This is a genomic window from Pseudomonas sp. NFACC43 (genome assembly GCF_900119645.1).
GTDB lineage: Bacteria > Pseudomonadota > Gammaproteobacteria > Pseudomonadales > Pseudomonadaceae > Aquipseudomonas.
The window spans coordinates 69,786-89,550 of sequence record NZ_FPKK01000003.1; the positions used below are offsets into that span (position 1 = coordinate 69,786).

General features: G+C 62.6%; 19 protein-coding genes. 9 read left to right on the forward strand and 10 right to left on the reverse strand.

Annotated features, from left to right (window positions below; genetic code table 11):
- Positions 1-62: 62 nt before the first annotated feature.
- The 4 genes from BT179_RS07165 to BT179_RS07180 form a co-directional block, all read right to left on the reverse strand.
- Positions 63-2,054, reverse strand: a complete 1,992-nt coding sequence (locus BT179_RS07165; RefSeq protein ID WP_256343833.1) for a M10 family metallopeptidase C-terminal domain-containing protein — start codon at positions 2,052-2,054, stop codon at positions 63-65.
- Between the two features lie 215 nt (positions 2,055-2,269).
- Complete coding sequence (locus BT179_RS07170) at positions 2,270-3,262, reverse strand: TerC family protein (RefSeq protein WP_072430615.1); 993 nt, start codon at positions 3,260-3,262, stop codon at positions 2,270-2,272.
- Positions 3,263-3,596: 334 nt separating this feature from the next.
- The gene (locus BT179_RS07175; RefSeq protein ID WP_072393037.1) at positions 3,597-3,986 is read right to left on the reverse strand and encodes a hypothetical protein; all 390 of its coding nucleotides are present in this window, start codon (positions 3,984-3,986) and stop codon (positions 3,597-3,599) included.
- A 70-nt stretch (positions 3,987-4,056) separates the two neighbouring features.
- Complete coding sequence (locus BT179_RS07180; protein WP_177305101.1) at positions 4,057-4,833, reverse strand: hypothetical protein; 777 nt, start codon at positions 4,831-4,833, stop codon at positions 4,057-4,059.
- Here BT179_RS07180 and BT179_RS07185 point away from each other — a divergent pair.
- From BT179_RS07185 to BT179_RS07200, 4 genes are all read left to right on the forward strand, one after another.
- Positions 4,832-5,539, forward strand: a complete 708-nt coding sequence (locus tag BT179_RS07185) for a phytanoyl-CoA dioxygenase family protein (protein ID WP_072430616.1) — start codon at positions 4,832-4,834, stop codon at positions 5,537-5,539. The genes BT179_RS07180 and BT179_RS07185 overlap by 2 nt on opposite strands.
- Positions 5,540-5,612: 73 nt before the next feature.
- Positions 5,613-6,413, forward strand: coding sequence for a DUF6630 family protein (locus BT179_RS07190; RefSeq protein ID WP_072430617.1), 801 nt, complete (start codon positions 5,613-5,615; stop codon positions 6,411-6,413).
- Positions 6,414-6,605: 192 nt separating this feature from the next.
- Positions 6,606-7,559 (forward strand): alpha/beta fold hydrolase, encoded by a 954-nt coding sequence (locus tag BT179_RS07195; protein ID WP_072393028.1) that lies wholly within the window; start codon positions 6,606-6,608, stop codon positions 7,557-7,559.
- Positions 7,560-7,736: 177 nt separating this feature from the next.
- Positions 7,737-9,917 carry an ATP-binding protein gene (locus BT179_RS07200; RefSeq protein ID WP_083568876.1) on the forward strand — a complete coding sequence of 727 codons (2,181 nt, stop codon included), beginning with the start codon at positions 7,737-7,739 and terminating at the stop codon, positions 9,915-9,917.
- A gap of 62 nt (positions 9,918-9,979) precedes the next feature.
- Here BT179_RS07200 and BT179_RS07205 read toward each other — a convergent pair whose 3' ends face one another.
- Together BT179_RS07205 and BT179_RS07210 are read right to left on the reverse strand one after the other, a co-directional pair.
- Positions 9,980-10,372 (reverse strand): GFA family protein, encoded by a 393-nt coding sequence (locus BT179_RS07205; RefSeq protein ID WP_072393021.1) that lies wholly within the window; start codon positions 10,370-10,372, stop codon positions 9,980-9,982.
- A gap of 28 nt (positions 10,373-10,400) precedes the next feature.
- Positions 10,401-11,327, reverse strand: coding sequence for a LysR family transcriptional regulator (locus BT179_RS07210; protein WP_072393018.1), 927 nt, complete (start codon positions 11,325-11,327; stop codon positions 10,401-10,403).
- A 140-nt stretch (positions 11,328-11,467) separates the two neighbouring features.
- Between BT179_RS07210 and BT179_RS07215 the strand changes: the two genes are divergently transcribed.
- Positions 11,468-11,872, forward strand: a complete 405-nt coding sequence (locus tag BT179_RS07215) for a RidA family protein (protein ID WP_072430619.1) — start codon at positions 11,468-11,470, stop codon at positions 11,870-11,872.
- A 78-nt stretch (positions 11,873-11,950) separates the two neighbouring features.
- Here BT179_RS07215 and BT179_RS07220 read toward each other — a convergent pair whose 3' ends face one another.
- From BT179_RS07220 to BT179_RS07235, 4 genes are all read right to left on the reverse strand, one after another.
- Positions 11,951-12,427 carry a VOC family protein gene (locus BT179_RS07220; protein WP_072393012.1) on the reverse strand — a complete coding sequence of 159 codons (477 nt, stop codon included), beginning with the start codon at positions 12,425-12,427 and terminating at the stop codon, positions 11,951-11,953.
- Positions 12,428-12,553: 126 nt separating this feature from the next.
- Positions 12,554-13,855 carry an Nramp family divalent metal transporter gene (locus tag BT179_RS07225; protein WP_072393008.1) on the reverse strand — a complete coding sequence of 434 codons (1,302 nt, stop codon included), beginning with the start codon at positions 13,853-13,855 and terminating at the stop codon, positions 12,554-12,556.
- 172 nt (positions 13,856-14,027) lie between these two features.
- Positions 14,028-14,264, reverse strand: a complete 237-nt coding sequence (locus BT179_RS07230) for a hypothetical protein (protein WP_072393005.1) — start codon at positions 14,262-14,264, stop codon at positions 14,028-14,030.
- Positions 14,257-15,033 carry an MlaA family lipoprotein gene (locus tag BT179_RS07235; protein WP_072430620.1) on the reverse strand — a complete coding sequence of 259 codons (777 nt, stop codon included), beginning with the start codon at positions 15,031-15,033 and terminating at the stop codon, positions 14,257-14,259. Before BT179_RS07235 ends, BT179_RS07230 begins: the two co-directional genes overlap by 8 nt.
- Before the next feature lie 229 nt (positions 15,034-15,262).
- Between BT179_RS07235 and BT179_RS07240 the strand changes: the two genes are divergently transcribed.
- The 4 genes from BT179_RS07240 (at position 15,263) to kefC (ending at position 19,763) form a co-directional block, all read left to right on the forward strand.
- Positions 15,263-15,973, forward strand: coding sequence for a response regulator (locus BT179_RS07240; RefSeq protein WP_072392998.1), 711 nt, complete (start codon positions 15,263-15,265; stop codon positions 15,971-15,973).
- The gene (locus BT179_RS07245; protein ID WP_072392995.1) at positions 15,970-17,316 is read left to right on the forward strand and encodes a sensor histidine kinase; all 1,347 of its coding nucleotides are present in this window, start codon (positions 15,970-15,972) and stop codon (positions 17,314-17,316) included. The genes BT179_RS07240 and BT179_RS07245 overlap by 4 nt, the downstream gene beginning before the upstream one ends.
- A gap of 97 nt (positions 17,317-17,413) precedes the next feature.
- A complete protein-coding gene (gene kefF / locus BT179_RS07250; protein WP_072430621.1) occupies positions 17,414-17,935 on the forward strand; it encodes a glutathione-regulated potassium-efflux system oxidoreductase KefF in 522 nt (173 codons plus the stop codon).
- A 1-nt stretch (position 17,936) separates the two neighbouring features.
- Complete coding sequence (gene kefC / locus BT179_RS07255; RefSeq protein WP_072430622.1) at positions 17,937-19,763, forward strand: glutathione-regulated potassium-efflux system protein KefC; 1,827 nt, start codon at positions 17,937-17,939, stop codon at positions 19,761-19,763.
- The last annotated feature ends 2 nt before the right edge of the window (positions 19,764-19,765 follow it).

Consider the following 19,765-nt stretch of genomic DNA (forward strand, 5'->3'; position numbering starts at 1 on the left):
CGCGCATAGCGCCTTGGACCGCTCAGGAATCGGCCCAAGGCAAGGAATGACCAGGTTGGCGTTCACACCCAGAGGTCAGTCACTCCGATCAATTGGAAGACTTCATCTCCCGCAGGCTCGGCGAAGATGATGTCCAGGTTACGGTACCCGGAGTGGTCCCCTGCCAGGCTCAACTCGAATCGAGCTCCATTGGCGTCGGCTTCGTAGCTCTTCAAGTAGGTCAGGTTCTTGGCTTCATTGACAACCACGTCCAACGTGCCGTTGTAGCCATTTCCCAGCCGGGTAAAGCCCAGGGCGGACAAATCGATGGTGTCTTCACCCACCGTATAGTCAAGCAGCCGATCCGTGTGGTTTTCGGTGGCGGTACGGTAGCTGTCGCTCAGCGCGTCGAAGCGGAACACATCGTTGTTACCGCCACCTGCCAGCAGGTCCCGGCCCTCTGCGCCTACCAGCACATCATTTCCCAGTGCGCCATAGAGGCGGTCATCCCCCGCGAACCCTTCGATGATTTCGCCTCGGGCGTTGCCCTGTAGACGATCGGACTCTTCGGTGCCCGTCAACCTGGCTTGCTGGAACAGGATATTGGTTTCATTCAGCGTTTGGCTCAAGTCACCGTCGAAGACCAATTCGAAGCGTTCCCCCTCCGCGTTGGCATCGAAACTCTTGAGGTAGGTCCGCGTTCCGCTTTCATTGACTCGTATCGCCAGCGTTCCGTCATGTCCATTGCCCAGCCCGAGGAAGCCCAGGGATGAGAGATCGATCGTATCGGTGTTGGGGTCGAAGTCGGTGATTCGGTCGCTATGGGCCGTGGTTACGGTTCGGTAGCTGTCTGCGACTGACTCGTAACGGAACGTATCGGCCCCGACGCCGCCCGTCAGCAGGTCGCGACCTTGCTGGCCATCGAGCAGATCGTTACCGGCCCCGCCAACGATGGCATCGTCGAACGAGTCGGTACCCAGCAAGAAGTCATCATTCTGGCTACCGTCAAGGTGGTAATAGCCGTCGTCGGGATTGCCGAAGCTGTGATCCAGGCTACCGTCGGGGTTCAACTGAACCAGGGCGGCCAGATAACCGTCCGCCTTCGTCCCCTGGCTTCCCCCAATCAACACCCTGCCGTCGGCCAGCACCACCATGTCGGCGACTGCGAAAGGCGCACTTTGCGAGCCCCAGCTCACCTGCCCCTGATCACCGAACCCGGTGTCGAGCGAGCCATCGGCGTTGAGCCGCGTGACCGTCGCCACGCCGCCCGAGGCGCCCGCCAGCAGGATTTTGCCGTCCTCCTGGATAACGAGGGCGTTTGCATGAACATCCAGGGCCAGGCTGCCGCCGTTGGCAAAGCTGCTATCCAGGGTACCGTCCTGGTTAAGGCGGGTCAGGGTGTCCTGCCCCGTGACCAGTACTTTTCCGTCTTCCTGCAAGGAAACGTCGATCGTACCGCGGGGTTGAATGCCGACGGATGCTGGCAGGTGCAGGACCCCGCCCTCTGCGAAAGACGAGACCAGGGCCCCCGTCGCGTCGAAGCGGGCGATATAGATTTCCCCAGTGGGATACGCAGCGCTCGCGAAAAAGCTGCCGTCGCGCTGCACGGAGAACGACGCTTGCTGGCCTAGAGATTCATTCCAGTAGAACGGCACGGTCGCGGTTCCGCCGTTGCCGAAACTCGTATCGAGGCGGCCGTCAGCCAAGGTACGACTTACGCCCGACACCCAGGCATCGCCGACTTTCACGTACTGAGCCACCAGGTAGCCCCCGCCCGGCTGCACCGCGGCATTACCGCCGTCCTCGATATCGAGCGACACAGGCAGGAGGGATTTGCCGTCTGCACTGTAGCTGCGGTCCAGGCTACCGTCGGCATTGAACCGGACCAGGCTGCCGGTGAAGCCCGAATCCTCTTCGCCTCCCAGGCCCAGGCGGCTGTAGGCGCCAAGCCAGATGGCACCGTCCGGATCGACCGTGATGCCGCCGATCTTGTCCGAGCCCCATAAGGCTGTGGCTACCATGCCCGTGTTCCCCAGCGCCGCAGCGGTGGGCGAAGTGCTATGACTCATGTCCATGCCTCCCGTAGCAATTTGTCGCCCAAAACAATAGACACGGCTCGGTCTGGTTGCCAGTTATGCAGCGAAGAGAGGTTCTGAGGTGGCGTTTTAGTTTGTTATCAGTGCAACTTCTACGGACGATATCCGCTGCAAGCGTAACTGGCATATGTTTCCAAACCCGGCCCTCGCGCCGGGTTTACTGTTTTCGTTTGGCAGCCGACGGTTTTCTGGATCTAAACCTGGGGACCAGCGGAGGTTTGGTCGCGGGTTTTCCAAAGCGACAGCAGCACACCGCCCAACAGCAAAGCCACCGTTACCCCCAGAGAAAAGACTGCCGGAATCTTGCCGATGATGCCGACCATGAAGATCTTGCCGCCGATGAACACCAGTACCAGCGCCAAGGCGTACTTGAGGTAGGCGAAGCGGTGGATCATCGCCGCCAGAGCGAAATACAGCGCACGTAGGCCGAGAATGGCGAAAATGTTCGAGGTGTAGACGATGAAGGGGTCCTGGGTGATGGCAAAGATCGCCGGCACGCTGTCCACAGCGAATACCAGGTCGGCGCACTCGATCAACACCAAGGCCAGGAACAACGGCGTCGCCCAGACCACGGACTTGCCATTGGCATCCACCTGGCGGACGAAGAAGCGCTCTTCATGCAAGCGATCGGTGACCCGCATGTGTTTGCGCAGGAACTTCACCAGCAAGTTATCGCTAAGGTTCGGGTGGGCATCGATCTTGCTGAACAGCATCTTTACCCCGGTCAACAGCAGGAAGATGCCGAATACATAGAGAATCCAACTGAACTCGGCGATCAGCGCTGCACCTAGGCCAATCATGATAGCGCGCAGCACTATGACACCGAGAATGCCCCAGAACAGCACCTCGTGCTGATACTTACGCGGAATTGAGAGAAAGCTGAAGATCATCGCCATGAGGAAAACGTTGTCCATCGACAACGATTTTTCGATAAGAAAGCCGGTGTAGAAATCCATCCCGGCATCACCGCCCTTGACCTGCCAGACCCAGAGGCCGAACAGCAAGCCAGCCGTGACATAGCCGGCAGACAGTAACAGGCTTTCACGAACGCCGATTTCTCGATGCTCACGGTGCAGCACCCCGAGGTCAAAGATCAACAGGCTCAAGACGATGCTGACAAAAACGAGCCACAACCAGCTGGCGGTGCCGAGAAACTCGGCAAGAAAGAACGCTTCCAGGGCAGTCATGAGCCCCCTCCTCTGATGTCGAAGTTGTACAAACTGCAACTCCGACATGGCAGCGATTCGCTGTCAGAGGGGCCCGGCGTTGTGAGAAAAAATTTAGAGAGGCGCGTGCGGTTTCTCAATCACTCAAGGGTTGCAAGTTATTTCAATGGAAGGCCGCACCTGAGGTCGGAATGACATTGACAGAAATTGCACAGCCTGGCTCTCTGGAGAAGTAAAAGACTGCCATCATCGTCGGAGCATACAGGTCAGCCTCTATGCGCAGATCAAGACTCACTCACCACCTCCCCAACCTGTAAGCACACCTCAACTGAGCGTATTCATCGCTACCCAACGCTTACTGGTCATCCCCCTCCGCCGAATCCCCAGCCTCACCCGATGGTGCTCCATAAGACTCGCCGATCTCCACCCGATCCGCCCTCACCCAACCGGTAAAGTCATCTCCGCTCTTGGCGATGAAGTTCACTTCCAGCCATGACTCGTCTTCAAGGCTGGAGTAGAGGGTGAGGGAGTCGCCGGGTATGACGAAGATTTTCTTGTTGGCGCAGGCCTCGTCCGGGGCTTCGTGGAAATGCAGGCGGCCGCTGCCAATGACCTTGCCTTGTAGCGGCGGATGAAATTCCGGCACCGTCCCCGATAGCTTTTCCGCCAGGGCTGAACAGTCGACGGCTGCCTGGGTCAGGCCACTGAAAAGACACAGGCAAAACAGGCTTGAACGCAAATGCATGTTGAGAAATTCCGTTGGGGTTACAGCGGGATCGGGCCCTGCCTGCATGATTGTGTGGACGAGTCCTTGCCTATTGCACAACCCCGTTATAAACCGTCACCTCACCGTCCTCCTTCTTCACCAGCAACTTATTCCCCTGCGCCTCAACCTCCACCCGTTCCGAGCAACCCTTGACCTCTTGCTTGCCATCGACCCGCTCGGCCTCGGTGTCGAAGCTCAAGACATAGGTGGACGCCGGGCAGGCATTGCCGCCCTCGCCGGTGGACACGACCACCACGTACCGGCTCGGGCCAAATGTGAAGGCCCTTTCGATGGTCACATAGCCGGTGTATTCGGCCTGTTCGACGACCGATTCCATGACGTTGATCACACCGGCACGGGATCGGTAGTTCAGCGCGGTTCCCGTGCCCTGGGGCTGGGTCGTGAAGGGGCCTGCACGCTCCGTATTGATGGGCAGCGCCTGGTAGGCTACGCCGGGCGGTGCCGACGGTGCGGCTTTTTGGGTGGTGGTGGTTTTTGCCACGGGGCTTTGTTGCGGCTGGGGCAGATCGCACAGGCCGTTCTTGCAGATCAAGTCACCTTGGCAGTCGATGTCTTGCGTGCATTGGTTGGTTTCTTCGAAGGTGCTTTCTTCGGCGTTGGCAAAGCCGGCAACAGCCAGCGCCAGGAAGGTACAGGCGAACAGACGCTTCATCGGTGAAGTCCTTTTCTGGATGGTGGCGTCATGATAACGGTGGCGCGGGATATTGTCCCGGTGATCGCCTTCGATTTGCCATGCGGGGTGGTCTGGGTTGGGTTTGACGGCTAGCCTTGCGGATGCCCTTGTACGCAAGTCGAGGAAAGACATGACGGATCGCGAGCGACTTCATCGCGATGGCTACGCGCTGCTTCGTCGGGCGATCCCGGCCGGGTGGCTGGAGGCGCTGCGCAAGGCTTTCGATGCCGGCGTGAGGCCGGCGGATCAATGGCCGGTACCGCGTGGCACGGGCTGGCGTTATTCGATGCTGGATGACAATGAGACGGTGCAGGCAGTGTGTCGTTTGCCCCAGGTGCTGGCGGTAGCAGGCGAGTTGATCGCCGAGCGGTTCTTTCTGTCCCAGGTGGAAGGACGCGAACCTCTTGCCGGTGGCGGCCATCAGCCGTTGCATCGGGACCTGTCAGCCAAACGGCCCGGCGACGTTGCGATTGCCCTGGCTTTTTTCGATGACTATGGCCTTGGCAACGGTGCGACCCGTCTCGTTCCCGGCAGCCATCGCCCCGGGCCGGGGGAACCGGCCTTCGACTTCGCCGATGAGTCACGCTCCGTGCAGCTGGCGGGCTGCGCCGGTGACATCCTGGTGCTCGATGTCGACCTGGTGCATGCCGGCAGCCTGAATTCCATGGGCACGCGCCGGCGCTCCATTCTGATCAGCTATTTTGCCGAGACGTTATACGCCTCGCACCTGGAGACCGTGGGGCTGCGCAACGTGCGCATGGACACTGGCGAGCGGTTCGAGCCTTCGGATTTTTCCTTGCAGAACCCGGGATTCAGCAACCCCGGTACCTTGGTGTAGGATCAGCGCCATTGAAAAAGCGGTGCACCTGCCCCGGCGCATCCGCTCCCGCCCTCCTGCAGGCGCTTGCCCTATGAATCCAATCGATCCGCTGTCGTTTCAACGTATCACCAAGGCCCATGGCACGTTCGAGGGCGCGACGTATTTCGATGCCGAGGAAAGCCTCGTCCATGATGTGTTTCCAGACCGCATCGTTTTGCAGACCAACTACCTGGACCACACCAGCTATGCCGTCCATCTTGCCGAAGGTGAGGTTCGCGTGCACAAGACGCGGCTGGATAACTACCAGCGCGGGCACAAGGCCCAGGTGATCGACGATGAGATGGACGAAGAGGACTGGCAGGAGCTGGACAGCCTCTGGCAGCGCTTGAGCCGCGACCTGGACACCCAGGCGCAAGGCCCCGGGCTCGATGTGGCCGATACGCTGGCCGACCTGTTCCATTGCCTGTTCGACGAGGTCCACGCCCAAGCGCTCGTCGAGAACCTGCCGGCGCCTACCGCGCAGTGGGACTGGGCGTGGACGCAGGTGGCCTCAGCACTCACCGCGGCCAACCAGTTGGCCGAGTTCGACTGGAAAGCGTGGTCGTCCTGCGGGATCCATGCGGTCAATGCCCTGGCCCCGCTACGGCAGTCGGGTATCGAAATCCCCGCGCCTGAGCGTGACACCGTCGATGCCGTCAACCGTGCCAGCGATTGGGAGCGGGCGGTGCTGCAATATTTCAATGCCCGGCTCGACGCCCACGATCTGAAGTTGCTGGCCCTCGGCACGCATTTCGATGAATACCAGGCCTTCGCCTGCCTGCCCATGAATGGCCTGGGCCTGGTCGATGCCTTGGAAATCATGGGGCGGCTGGGCATCGTCCATCGATATTGAGCGTCTGCATGCCGCAATGCGTGAGGGCTCGGGGAGCCCTCGACCCAAGCGCAGCGCAGCTATCCGTTTTCCTTATAGTCGCTATCGATAGCATGCAGTTCTCGTCCCCCTCCACTCTCTCTAATCTGCCCACCAACGCGATCGATGACGACCGCCGCAGATCGAACCACACCCCTTATGGAGAGAGAAACGATGAACACCTTCAACCGCACCCTGGCCATTGCCACCCTCGCACTCGCCACCCTCAGCGCCCATGCCGCGACGCCTGCCCAGGCCGGTACGACCGTGTCCGCCGTCGGCAGCGTCGTCCAGTCCGCCAGCTACATCACCACCCGGGATGGCGTGCAGCTCTACTACAAGGACTGGGGCCCTCGCAACGGCCAGGTAGTGACCTTCAGCCACGGCTGGCCGCTGGACTCCGACAGCTGGGAAGCGCAGATGATGTTCCTCGCCTCGAAGGGCTATCGGGTCATCGCCCACGACCGCCGCGGCCATGGCCGTTCCAGCCAGCCCTGGGAAGGCAACGACATGGATCACTACGCCGACGACCTGGCAGCGGTGATCGAAGCGCTGGACCTGAAGGATGTCACCCTGGTGGGCTTCTCCACCGGCGGTGGTGAAGTGGCGCGCTACATCGGTCGCCACGGCACCGCGCGAGTGAAGAAAGCCGTACTGGTCTCGTCCGTGCCACCGCTGATGCTCAAGACCGACACCAACCCCGGCGGCCTGCCGATCACCGTGTTCGACGGCCTGCGCAAGGCGTCCCTGGAAAATCGCTCGCAGCTCTACCTGGACATCGCTTCGGGCCCGTTCTACGGCTACAACCGCAAGGGCGCCAAGCCATCTCAAGGTCTGATCCAGTCTTTCTGGGCGCAGGGCATGATGGGCGGCAGCAAGAACACCTATGACTCGATCGCGGCCTTCTCGGCCACGGATTTTCGCGCCGACCTGAAGAAGTTCGACGTGCCGACGCTGGTGATCCATGGCGACGACGACCAGATCGTGCCCATCGATGCCGCCGGCCGGGCTTCGGCCGCACTGATCAAAGGTGCCCGGTTGATCGTCTATGCAGGTGCGCCCCATGGTTTGACCGAGACCCACAAGGATCGCCTCAACCAGGATCTGCTGAAGTTCCTCCAGGAATAAACCCTGTAGGCGCGAGCCGGCTCGCGCCCACCTGCCCCTCGCAAAAGCCCTTCCCTGGAAGGGCTTTTGCGTTACCCAGACCCTCGCCGGAAGCGCCCGGAGCAACGCTCATCGATTGCTGTGAACCTCGCCGCCGTCCGGCCCTCGGATACTGAGGACGTACCACGGATGATCCCCATGGCAATCGAAGACACGTTGTTGCGCCAACGCAAGGTACTGGCCGAGTTCGGCGAGCTGGCCCTGGCCTCGGATGACCTGGAGCACATCCTTGACCAGGCGTGCCGCCTGGTGAGCGAGGCGCTCGACACGCACCTGGCCAAGTTCATGTGGCTGGAGGAAGACGGCGTGACGTTCCTGGTGCGCAACGGCGTGGGCTGGACACCGGATGTCGTCGGCCAGGTGCGCGTACAGGCGTTGCCGGGGACACCGGAGCGCTATTCGCTGCAGACCAGCAGCCCGGTCATCTCCACGGACATCGCCACCGAAACCCGGTTTCGCTACCACGACTTCCAGATACGCAACGGGGTCCGGGCCTTCGTCAACGTGCTGGTGTACGACGCCGGGCAGAAGCACCCGTTCGGCATCTTCGAAGTCGACAGCCGCAGCCCCCGCCTGTTCAGCGAAAGCGATATCGACTTTCTGCGCGGATACGGCAACCTGCTCGGCGCGGCACAGCGGCGGGTCAACGCATTGCAGGCCATGCGCCGCTCTGAAGAAAAACTGCGCGAAAGCGAGCGACACTATCGAATCGCCGCCGAGCTCAATCCCCTGTGGCCCTGGACCGCCGACAGCCTCGGCGCGGTGCTGACCCTGGATCAGCGCTGGTACGAGTACACCGGGCGCTCGCCGACACAAACCCTGGGCCGCCAGTGGCTGAACGCCGCCCACCCCGATGATCGAATCGCCTTTGCCCGGCTCTGGACGCTGTCACTTACCACCTTGCAACCCTTCGACACCCAGCTGCGTTTGCGCAAGAGCAACGGCGAATACCGCTGGTTCAGGATCCGGGCGCTCTGCAGCCTGGGCCCTGCCGGAGAGTGCGAGCAGTGGTATGGCACCGTTGAAGACATCCATGAACGCGTCCAGCTGGAAAACGCGCTGAGGGACTGGAACGACCGGCTCGAGGAACGCATCGCCAAGCGCACCGAGCAGCTCGAACGCGAGCAGCGGGAACGCACCTTGGCCGAGTCCAAGCTGCGCCAGAGCCAGAAAATGGAAGCGGTCGGGCAACTGACTGGCGGTATCGCCCACGACTTCAACAATCTCCTGGCCGGCATCACGTCGAGCCTGGAACTGATGCAACGGCACATCGACCAGGGCCGGTACGACGAGCTGTCACGCTACAACTCCGTCGCCCTGACCTCGGCCACCCGCGCGGCGGCATTGACCCAGCGCCTGTTGACCTTTTCAAGGCAGCAGTCGCTCCAGCCCGAAGTCTTCGAACCACGGATTGTCGTGGCGGGCCTGGAAGAAATGATCCGGCGCTCCGTGGGGCCCAGTATCCAGGTCGAGTGCTCTTTCAGTGGCAACGACCCGATCCGATGCGATCCCAACGGGCTGGAAAACGCCCTGCTGAACCTGGCGATCAATGCCCGGGATGCCATGCCCGGGGGCGGCGCCCTGAAGTTGAACGTGCACAGTCGCCTGATCGATGAACAGTCCGCCGACGAGAAGATGCTGCCGTCGGGCCCCTACGTCGACATCTCGGTGGTGGACACAGGCACCGGTATCAGCGCCGACATCCTGTCCCGGGTGTTCGATCCGTTCTTCACGACCAAGCCCATTGGCGAAGGATCCGGCCTGGGCCTGTCGATGATCTACGGGTTTGTCCAGCAGTCTGGCGGACAGGTCAGGATCCGGAGCAGCGTCGGGGTGGGTACCACCGTGACGATGTATTTCCCGGTGGTCAGCCAGCCGTCCGCCACCACGCCACAGCCCGGCTCGGAGGAGACGACGTCGTTGCAGCCGGGCAACAACGAAACCATCCTGCTGGTGGACGACGAAGCCGCCATCCGGCAGATGGTGGCCGAATTCCTGGCTGAAACCGGCTACCGCGTCATCGAATCGCTGGACAGCGTTTCGGCCTTGAAGCAGGCCGAAAAGACCGGCCCTGTGGATCTGCTACTGACCGACATCGGCCTGCCCGGCGCCATGAACGGCATCGCCCTGGCCCGGGAAATGAGAGCCAGGCATCCACGGCTCAAGGTGCTGTTCATCACCGGTTTCGCCGAGGGCGAAAGGCTGGTGACGGCCGATGCGCACACCCGGATATTGACCAAGCCGTTCAGCTTGAACGAGCTCGGCCAGCGGGTGAGTTCGCTGATCCAGACGGGCAATGACGGCGCGGGCCCGGCGTAGCAGAGCCTGTCTTGCTCTATCGTCCGTCAGGTTCGCGCAGCTAGCCCGGTCGATGAAGCCGATCAATCCTCGAACCGCCCCTGGCCGTCACGGTCCCGTGAGTAATGGTGTGCAAGCGGAAACGGCGGCAGCCAGCCTTCGCGGCGCACGGTCCAGCTTTCGTAGGTAGGCGCCAGTTGGTCGGGAGCGTCGAGGGTGCCCAGGTGCACTTCGATTTCATCGGAGCTGCGAGCGAACAACGACGAACCGCAGCGGGGGCAGAAATGTCGCCCGGCATATTCCCGTGTCTGGCCCTGGATCGTCACCGCGTCCTGGGGGAACACGGCCGCTGCGAAAAACAGCGCGCCGTGATGCTTGCGACAGTCCAGGCAGTGACAAAGGCCGACTCGATAAGGGCGCCCCGAAGCCTCGATGCGCACATCGCCGCACAGGCAACCGCCGGTGAATCGTTCCATCATGTTCTCCTCTGCAATCGGATTCGACTTACAACGGATGACGTTCAATGATAGGCGCATGTTCCGCCATCAGCTCCGACACCCAGGCGATGAACACCCGCAGCTTGGCGCTGATGTGCCGGTTCGGTGGGTAGGCCAGGTAAAGCGGCATCGGATCCAGGCGCCAGCCGTGGAACAGGCGCACCAACTCGCCCTGGGCCTCGTGGCGCCTGGACATGTATTCCGGCAACCAGAGCACCCCCAGCCCCGCCAGGCCGGCGGCCAGGTAGGCGTTGCCGTCGTCGACGGCCAGGGCATGGCGTCCCTTGATATGCAGCTGCTCGCTGTGATTGCGCATGGCATACGGCACGGCCTTGCCGGTGCGCGCCCACAGGAAGCCGACGATGCGATGCGGCGCCTCTTCCAGCTCTCGCGGATGCACAGGCGTGCCCACCCGTGCCAGGTAGTCCGGCGAGGCGAAGACCCCCAGGGCCAGATCGCCGATGCGGCGGGCGATCAATGACTGGTCCGTCAGCTCACCGCCGCGCACCACGCAATCGACGTTCTCGTCGATCATGTCGACGATGCGATCGCTCACCCCCAGGTCGATCTGGATGTCGGGGTATCGCGCGTAGAACGCCGGCAATGCCGGCACCAGGATCAGGGCGGCCAGCGGGCTCGGCACGTCCACCCGCAGCCGGCCCCTGGGCAAGGCCTGGGCACCGGACAGGCTGGTCTCGGCATCGTCCATGTCGGCCAGCAGGCGGATGACCCGCTCGTAGTAGACGGCGCCGTCGGCGGTCACGTTGACTTTGCGCGTGGTGCGGTTGAGCAGCCTGACCCGCAACCGTGCCTCCAGTTGCTGCACCAGCTGGGTCACGGTGGTCTTGCTCATGTGCAGTGTTTCAGCCGCCTTGGTGAAGCTGCCCGCCTCCACCACGCGAACGAACGCCTGCATCGCATCGAAACGGTCCATGGTTGCCCCGGCTCATCGGATTGTTTGGATTTTACAAACAGTGATCGCCAAGGTTGCTCGTTTATCGCCTCGGCACAAGCCCCTAGAGTGCCTTCATCGTTGATTTCGGGTCAGGTCCGACCTTTTTGATGGAGGTATCTATGACACAGCGTGACGTTGTTTTCCCCCCTGGACGCCAGGCGCTTTACGAGCGCAACCGCTACTCTCCAGGCGTGCGCTCCAATGGGTTTCTGTTCGTATCGGGACAAGTGGGCAGCCTGGAAGACGGTTCGCCGGAAGCCGACCTGCAAGCCCAGGTCCGGCGCGCCTTCAACAACCTGAACGCGATCCTGGCAGCCGCCGGTTGCACCTTTGACGATGTGGTGGACGTGACCGTTTTCATGGTCGATCCACAGTCCACCTTCGAGAAGATATGGGAAGTGGTGCCTGAGTTCTGGGGCAACGCGCCGCACCCGACGGTGACGGCGGTGGGCGTGACCTGGTTGTATGGGTTTGAGTTCGAGATCAAGGTGATCGCCAAAGTGCCTGACGCCGCTGGGGGCTAAGTGGGTCGGCGCAGGCCAGCGGCGCCATCGCGAGCAGGCTCGCTCGCGCAAGGAATCGGCGGCGCCGGTGATATCGTGTCAGCCTTTGACCGCCGCCTCGATCGTCGCGATGTCGATCTTGCTCATTTGCATCATGGCTTCGAACGCGCGCTTGGCGGCGGCTCTATCGGGGTTGGCGATCGCGTTGCTCAGGACCCGAGGCGTGATCTGCCACGACAGCCCCCACTTGTCCTTGCACCAGCCACAGGCGCTGGCCTGGCCGCCGTTGTCGATAATCGCATTCCACAGCCGGTCCGTTTCGGCCTGGTCATCGGTGGCGACCTGGAACGAGAAGGCCTCGCTGTGGGGAAACAGGGCGCCGCCGTTGAGCCCGAGACAAGGAATGCCCATCACCGTGAACTCCACGGTCAGCACGTCGCCTTCCTTGCCGGCCGGATAATCACCGGGAGCGTGATGCACGGCATCCACCGTGCTGTCGGGAAACGTCGCGGCATAGAACTGCGCGGCGTCCAGCGCCGCACCGTCATACCACAGGCAGATTCTGTTCTTGTTCATCCGGATTCTCCGAAATGGCACGGGTCGGCAAAGTCTAGCAGTGCGCCCGTTGCGCCATGGTCGGTGTGATGAACGGCCTGCCGCAGCGACATGGCACTGCGGCAAGCGGATGGGCGCGGCCCGGCCTCAAGTGAACAGGTCGACACCCAGCTGGAACGCGACCCACAGCGCCAGGCCGGTGGCAAAGGCCAGGGCGATGTTCTCGAACAGGTTGTTGCGGTACTCCTTGCCCAGCAACGATTTCTGGTTGGACATGATCAGCAGTCCGAGGGAAATCACCGGCAAGCCGATGATGTTCAGGGCACTGACCCCGATGGTCAGCGTGACGAAGTCAGGCATGCCGGGGAACGACCAGATCAGCGGCGTGACCAGGATGAACAGCATGAACCACTTGTGCATCGGATCGCGGTGGAACTCCTTGCCATACCGCTCCCGGCGCTCGGGCCGCACGTGCTGGAAGGCATCGGTGATGAGCATCGGGAAAGCGGTGGTCTTGCCGGAAATACTGGCGAACAGCGTGGCGAACACGCCGACGAAGAACACATACCAGCCGATCGGGCCGAAGAACAGTTCCAGGGCCTTGCCCAGGTCGCCCAGGGTTTTGACCTCTATGCCGTTGGGCCGCAGGATTTCCGCGCCGACGATCCATATCGCCAGGTTGATGACGATCCCGACGAACACCGCGAACAGCAGGTCGTTGCGCTGGATGCGCTTGTGCTCGGGACCTGTCCAGCCCTTCTGGCGCATGACATAGGGGTGCACGAAGTTGGCGATGGAGCCGGCGACCGCACCGATGACCGAGACGGCCACCAGCAACGCACCGTGTACGCCTTCATCGGGTGGAATGCTGAAGCCGATGGTGCCCCGCACGATACCGGCGACATCCGGGCCGGACATGACAGCCAGGGCGATGAAGGCCAGTGTCATGATTGCCAGCAGCGCCTTCATGACGCCTTCGATCATCGAATAGATATTGCGCCCGACCAGCAGCCACACCGCCAGCACCACGGCCATCGAGCAAGCCAGGGGGTAATCCACCTTCAGCAGCATGGCCAGGGATTCGCCGGCGCCCTTGATCATGTAGGCATTCATCAGATGCCCCATCAGCAGCGCGTACACCAGCAGGAACCAGGCGAAGAACGGGTTGAGCTGGGCATAGCCTTGCAGGATGGTCATGCCCTGGTTATTGCAGAGCTGGAAACGCGCGATGATGTTGACGATCAGGTAGCGCAACAGCAGCGACACTGCCAACACCCACATCATGGCGTAGCCGTAGTTTGCCCCGGCCACGGAAGACGTGATCAGGTCGCCTGCGCCCAGCCAGGACAATACTGCGATGATTCCAGGACCAAGAAGCTTCAGGATGCGGACGAAGCGGCTTTGGGTAGACGCTGCGGCCTGACCCTCGACGGTAGGAATGCTCGTCATGAGATGGAGTCTCCGTTTATTTTTTTTGTAAGAAACGGAGCTAGTCGAACACACTACATACGACGTCGTACAACCTTTATTGTCGACGAAGTGTGTAAAAATGTTTCTAGACACGGACGGCCAAATCCGCGCCGGTGCACGAAGCGTTCCCACCGCCAGGCAAGGCTGGCGGCTACGCCCTCACCCGCTCTCCATGCTCGGTCATCCAACGTATCAGGGTCGCCATCGACACCTGATGATGCTGGACGATGCACTCACCGCCTTGCTCATGGTGGTAGCGCTCGACGTAACGACTGAGCAACACATGATGGCCATCCTCGGCCAGCCGCAGCTCCACCTCACGACACTGCAGCCCGCCCCGGCTGAGGGTCTTGGTGTGTCGTCGCAACACCAGCGCCTGGTTAGTCATCGGCCTGTTCCTGCGCGCATTGCGGGGTGACCGCCCCCAGCTTGCCTTGTGCGACAAAATCGGCGCGCTGTTGCGCCACCGCGTCACGCAGGGCCACGTAGTAATCCGGTTGGGTGCGTAACTGGTCGGTTTGCGGGAGCGCCTGCGCACGACCATCGACGATGCCGCCTGCGGTGTTGATCGTACCCAGGGTGTCCAGGGTGTCGCTGTCGCCTGCGAACGGATCGACCACGAAACCCACCACCTTGCCCGTGGCGTCCCTCAGGTTGGCGGTGCCCAGCAACGGCAGCTCGACGATGGGCCCCGGGGCGAGGTTCCAGACCCCGAATGTCTGGCCGAAATCGGCTTTGTGGCGCTCGATCCCGAGCTTGCCCGAGACATCGATCAGCCCGACGATGCCTGCGGTCGAGTTGATGACGAAACGTCCCAGGGTATTGACCGAACGTTGCGCATTGCCTTGCAGCAGGTCGTTGATGAACACCTTGGGCTCGCCGAAGTTGGCCACGAAGTTGTGCACGCCTGTCTGGACCGCGTCCGGCAGCTTGCGATACCCGCGGGCCACCGGGGCCAGCGCATAATCGTCCACCGTGCGGTTGAAAGCGAAGATCCCACGGTTGATGGGCTGCGCAGGATCGTGGACGGTGTACGGAACGCTTTCGCAACTGCCGGGCTTTGCAGCGGGTGTACTGGTGCAGCCGCTGGCGAGTGCCGCCAGTGCAATGACCAGGGAGGATCCAACACGTAGCGGCGCGGGTTTGAACTTCGGCATACGAGGCTATCTCGGCAAGGAATGGAGAGGTGTCGCCCAACGCCCGCCCAGAACCGAACCCGTGGTTGGCTGATCGACTGGCAACGGCGCGATCCTGCCGCTGTTTTCTTGCCTGGAGATTTCCGCAATATTGCCCGCCTGCAACTTTATTTCCGGATTGAAATATATGACGCAGGCCACGGATTGACCCTAGTATCGCCCCCTGTATCCATCACCCTGCGTACTCGCCGTGAGCCATTTACTACTGGTGGACGATGATCTCGAAGTCCTCGCCCTCTTGCGCAAATTCCTCGAACAACACGGCTACAGCGTGGAAGTGGCCGCCGACGGTATCGCCCTGTGGCAGGCGGTGGAACGCAGGATGCCGGAGCTGATCATCCTCGACGTCATGCTGCCGGGGGACAACGGCCTGGTACTGTGCCAGCGCCTGCGGGCCGAGCACCGGGTCGGCATCATCATGCTCACCGCCATGGGCGAGTTGAGTGACCGCGTCGTCGGCCTGGAGATGGGGGCGGACGACTACCTGACCAAGCCCTTCGACGCCCGGGAGCTACTGGCCCGGGTACGTGCCGTGCTGCGGCGCACCGGCGAAGCCAGGGGCGTGCCGGGCGACGCGTCGCGCCCGGTCCTGGAATTCGAGAAATGGCAGCTGGACGTCGCCCGGCGCGAGTTACGTTCGCCAGACAAGGTCATGATCCCGCTGTCCACGGGGGAGTTCGAACTGTTGCTGGTGTTCGCCGAACACCCGCGCCGGGTGCTGAGCCGCCAGCAATTGCTGGACCTGGCCCGGGGCGAAACCTTCGACGCCTTCGACCGCAGCATCGATGTGCAGGTCAGCCGCTTGCGTCGCAAGCTGGAGACCGACATCGGCGGCGCGTCCATGATCCGCACCGTACGCAACAGCGGCTACTACTTCAGCCCCCAGGTGCTGAAACGATGAGACCTTCACCCACGGCCCCCCGCCGGCCACGGGACACGGTGGCCCGCTGGATCGCCCTGACCACCCTGCTCGCCATGCTGACCCTGCTGGCCTTGAATGAATTGTTCAGCATGCTCGCCGGTGCCTGGGCGCGGCCGCCGCTGATGGAGACCGGCCTGATCGAAAAAGTCGCCGCCGTGGCCCGCATCATTGACACGGCACCCGTTGCACAACGGCCCGACATCGCCAGGGCGGCCAGCGACGCCGGCTTCAACGTGCAATGGTTGCAACGCCGTGAGGAGGCCCGGCTGCCGGTGATCGACGATCCGGAATTCAGCGCAGGGCTGGACTTCCTGCGCCAGCAGTTGGGCAGGCCGGATGCCCCCGTGGAAGCCTACCAACCCGGCGACTGGCCGAACGATGACCCGGCCGCACGCTACGCGGTGATCATCGGGCTGGCCGACCAGACGTGGCTGGTGCTGTCTGCCCCCTCGCGCAGTTGGGGGCTGGACGAATGGGAGCGCAATCTGATCATCATCGGCTTGATCCTGCTGTCGACCTTCGTCGTCGCGCTGGTGGCCACGCGGCACCTGGCAACCCCGCTGGAGCGCTTCGCCGAAGGCGCCAGGCGCTTTGGCGTGGATCACCAGGCGCCGCCCATCCCCGCGGTCGGCCCCTATGAAATCCGCCAGGCGATCAGTGCCTTCAACGCCATGCAGGCCCAGCTCAAGCACTACCTGCAGGATCGCACGCAGATGCTCGCGGCCATTTCCCATGACCTGCGGGCGCCCCTGACCCGCATGCGCCTGCGGGGGGAATTCATCGAAGACCCCGAGCAGCAATCCCGGCTGTTCAGGGATGTGGACGAGATGCAGGCGATGGTCAATTCGGCCCTGGAATTCTTCCGCGACGACGCGCGGCTCGAACACGCCACCGCGTTCGACCTGGCGGAGTTGCTCCACACCATCGTCGACGACTTGAAGGATGCGGGCGCCGAGGTGTCTTTCCAGGGCTCCCATCGCCTCGTCTATCTGGGCCGGCCCATCGGCATCAAGCGCGCCCTGGTCAACCTGATGGACAACGCCATCAAATATGGCGGCGAAGCGACCATCACGCTGGAGGCCGATGCCAACCGCGTGGACATCCGCATCCTGGACCAAGGCCCCGGCATTGCCCCCGAATACCTCGAGCAGGTCTTCACCCCGTTCTTCCGGATCGAAGGCTCGCGCAACAAGCACACCGGCGGTGTCGGGCTCGGACTGTCGGCGGCGCGGGCCACGGTGCTCGAACACGGCGGGACGCTGACCCTCGGCAATCGCCCCGATGGCGGCCTGGAGGTCAAGGTCTCGTTGCCCTTGACCTGACCATCCCCGCAATGGTCGACGAACTAAAGCCTAAACAACTGTCGCCTTCCTCGGTAGGATGTCCGGCCTTTTGCCTGGACCCGCCCTGGAATTGCCGATGATCCTGATCGTTTATGCCCACCCCTACCCCGACCAATCGCGGGTCAACCAGCAGATGCTCGAGCGGGTGTCCGGTCATCCGGACGTAGTCGTGCGGTCCCTCTACGATCTCTACCCGGACTTTGCCATCGACGTCGAGGCCGAGCAGCGTGTGGTCGAGCAGGCGCAACTGGTCGTCCTCCAGCATCCGATGTATTGGTACAGCATGCCGCCCCTGCTGAAACTGTGGATCGACAAGGTGTTCACCCACGGCTGGGCCTATGGCCGGGGCACCACGGCCCTCAAGGGCAAGAGCCTGCTGTGGGCGGTCACCACCGGTGGCGACCAGGCGCATTTCCAGATCGGCGCCCATCCGGGTTTTTCCGTGCTGGCCCAGCCCCTTCACGCAACGGCCCTCTATTGCCACATGCGCTGGCTGGAACCGGTGGTGGTGCACGGCGCCTATGCCGCTGAATCCGCTGCGCAACACGCACAAATCGAACATTACGCCGCCCGCCTGGCCGCCTGGAAGGAAGATTGATATGGAGACCCACAGCCTGATTGAGATGCTCATCTACCTCGGCTCGGCGGCGTTGATCGTGCCGATTGCCGTCCGGTTGGGCCTGGGGCCCGTGCTGGGCTACCTGCTGGCCGGGTGCGCAATCGGCCCGTGGGGGCTGAAGCTGATCACTGACGTGAAGGCGATCCTGGAATTCGCCGAGATCGGCGTCGTGCTGATGCTGTTCATCATCGGCCTTGAACTCGATCCCAAGCGTCTCTGGGCGCTGCGACGGATGGTGTTCGGTGGCGGCGCCTTGCAGATGCTGGCCTGCGGTGCCGCCATTGCAGCGTTCTGCACAGCCCTGGGCCTGGGCTGGACGGCGGCGCTGCTGGTGGGGCTGACCCTGAGCCTGTCGTCAACGGCCATCGCCATGCAGGCGATGAGCGAACGCAACCTGACCGCCACCGCCGTCGGGCGCAGCAGCTTCGCGGTGCTGCTGTTCCAGGACATCGCGGCCATTCCGCTGGTGGCCATGATCCCGTTGCTGTCGGCCCACGGCGAAACACCGTCCGGTACCGCCCTGGTGCTGTCCATCGTCAAGATCGTCGCGGCCATCAGCGCCGTTGTCCTGCTGGGACGCTACGTGACGCGGCCGTTGCTGCGCTTCGCCGCGCGCTCGGGCCTGCGGGAGATCTTCAGCGCCGTGGCCCTGTTCCTGGTGTTCGGCTTCGGCTTTCTCCTGGAGGAAGCCGGCCTGTCCATGGCCATGGGGGCGTTTCTCGCCGGGGTGTTGCTGGCCAGCTCCGAGTACCGCCATGCCCTGGAAAGCGACATCGAACCGTTCAAGGGGCTGCTGCTGGGGCTGTTTTTCATCGGCGTGGGCATGTCCATCGATTTCGGCACGCTGATCGACGCGCCGCTGAAAGTCATCACCTTGACCCTGGGCTTCATCCTGATCAAGCTGCTGGTGATCAAGGCTGTCAGCCGCTTCCTGAATGTCCCCGCCGGGCAACGCTCCTGGCAGGCGGTCTTGCTCGGCCAGGGCAGCGAGTTTGCCTTCGTGGTGTTCGGCGCCGCGACGCTGGCGGGTATCCTCACCGACCAGTGGGGCAAGAGTCTGACCCTGGCAGTGGCCCTGTCCATGTGCGTGACGCCGTTGCTGATCCTGCTGCTGGATCGACTGGAATCGGCGAGCAAAAAGGGCCGCCAGGAAACCGACCTGGTGGATCAGCAGAACCCACGGATCATCATCGCCGGGTTCGGCCGTTTCGGGCAGATCGCCGGCCGCCTGCTGATGTCTTGCGGCGTGGAAGTGGTGGTCCTGGACCACGACCCCGACAACATCGAGACCCTGCGCAAGTTCGGCGTGAAAGTGTTCTACGGCGACGCCACGCGCCTGGACTTGCTGCACGCCGCCGGCGCGGCCCAGGCCACTGTGCTGATCAACGCGATTGACGATCTGCAGGACAACCTGACGCTGACCCGCCTGGTCCAGGAGCACTTCCCCGCGCTGAAACTGATCGTGCGGGCCCGGGACATGGGGCACCTGATCACCCTGCGCCAGATGGGGGTCGAGGTGGCCGAGCGGGAAACCTTCGAGAGCGCATTGTCGCTGGGTCGCCGGGCGCTGGTGCAGATGGGTGTCGGCGCCTACGAGGCGCGGGAGCGAGCGGATCAGTTCCGTCGCCTGAACCTGCAGATGCTGGAGGAAATCGTCGCCCAGCCGGAAGACGACCTCAAGTTCCGCCACGACGCCTACCGGCGCGCCAATGCCCTGCTCACCGAGATGTTCAACGAAGACCGAGCCCACCCCGTCGACAGCTGGCCTGAACATCATCGCAACGAAACGGAGGAGGCGCGCAGCTAGAC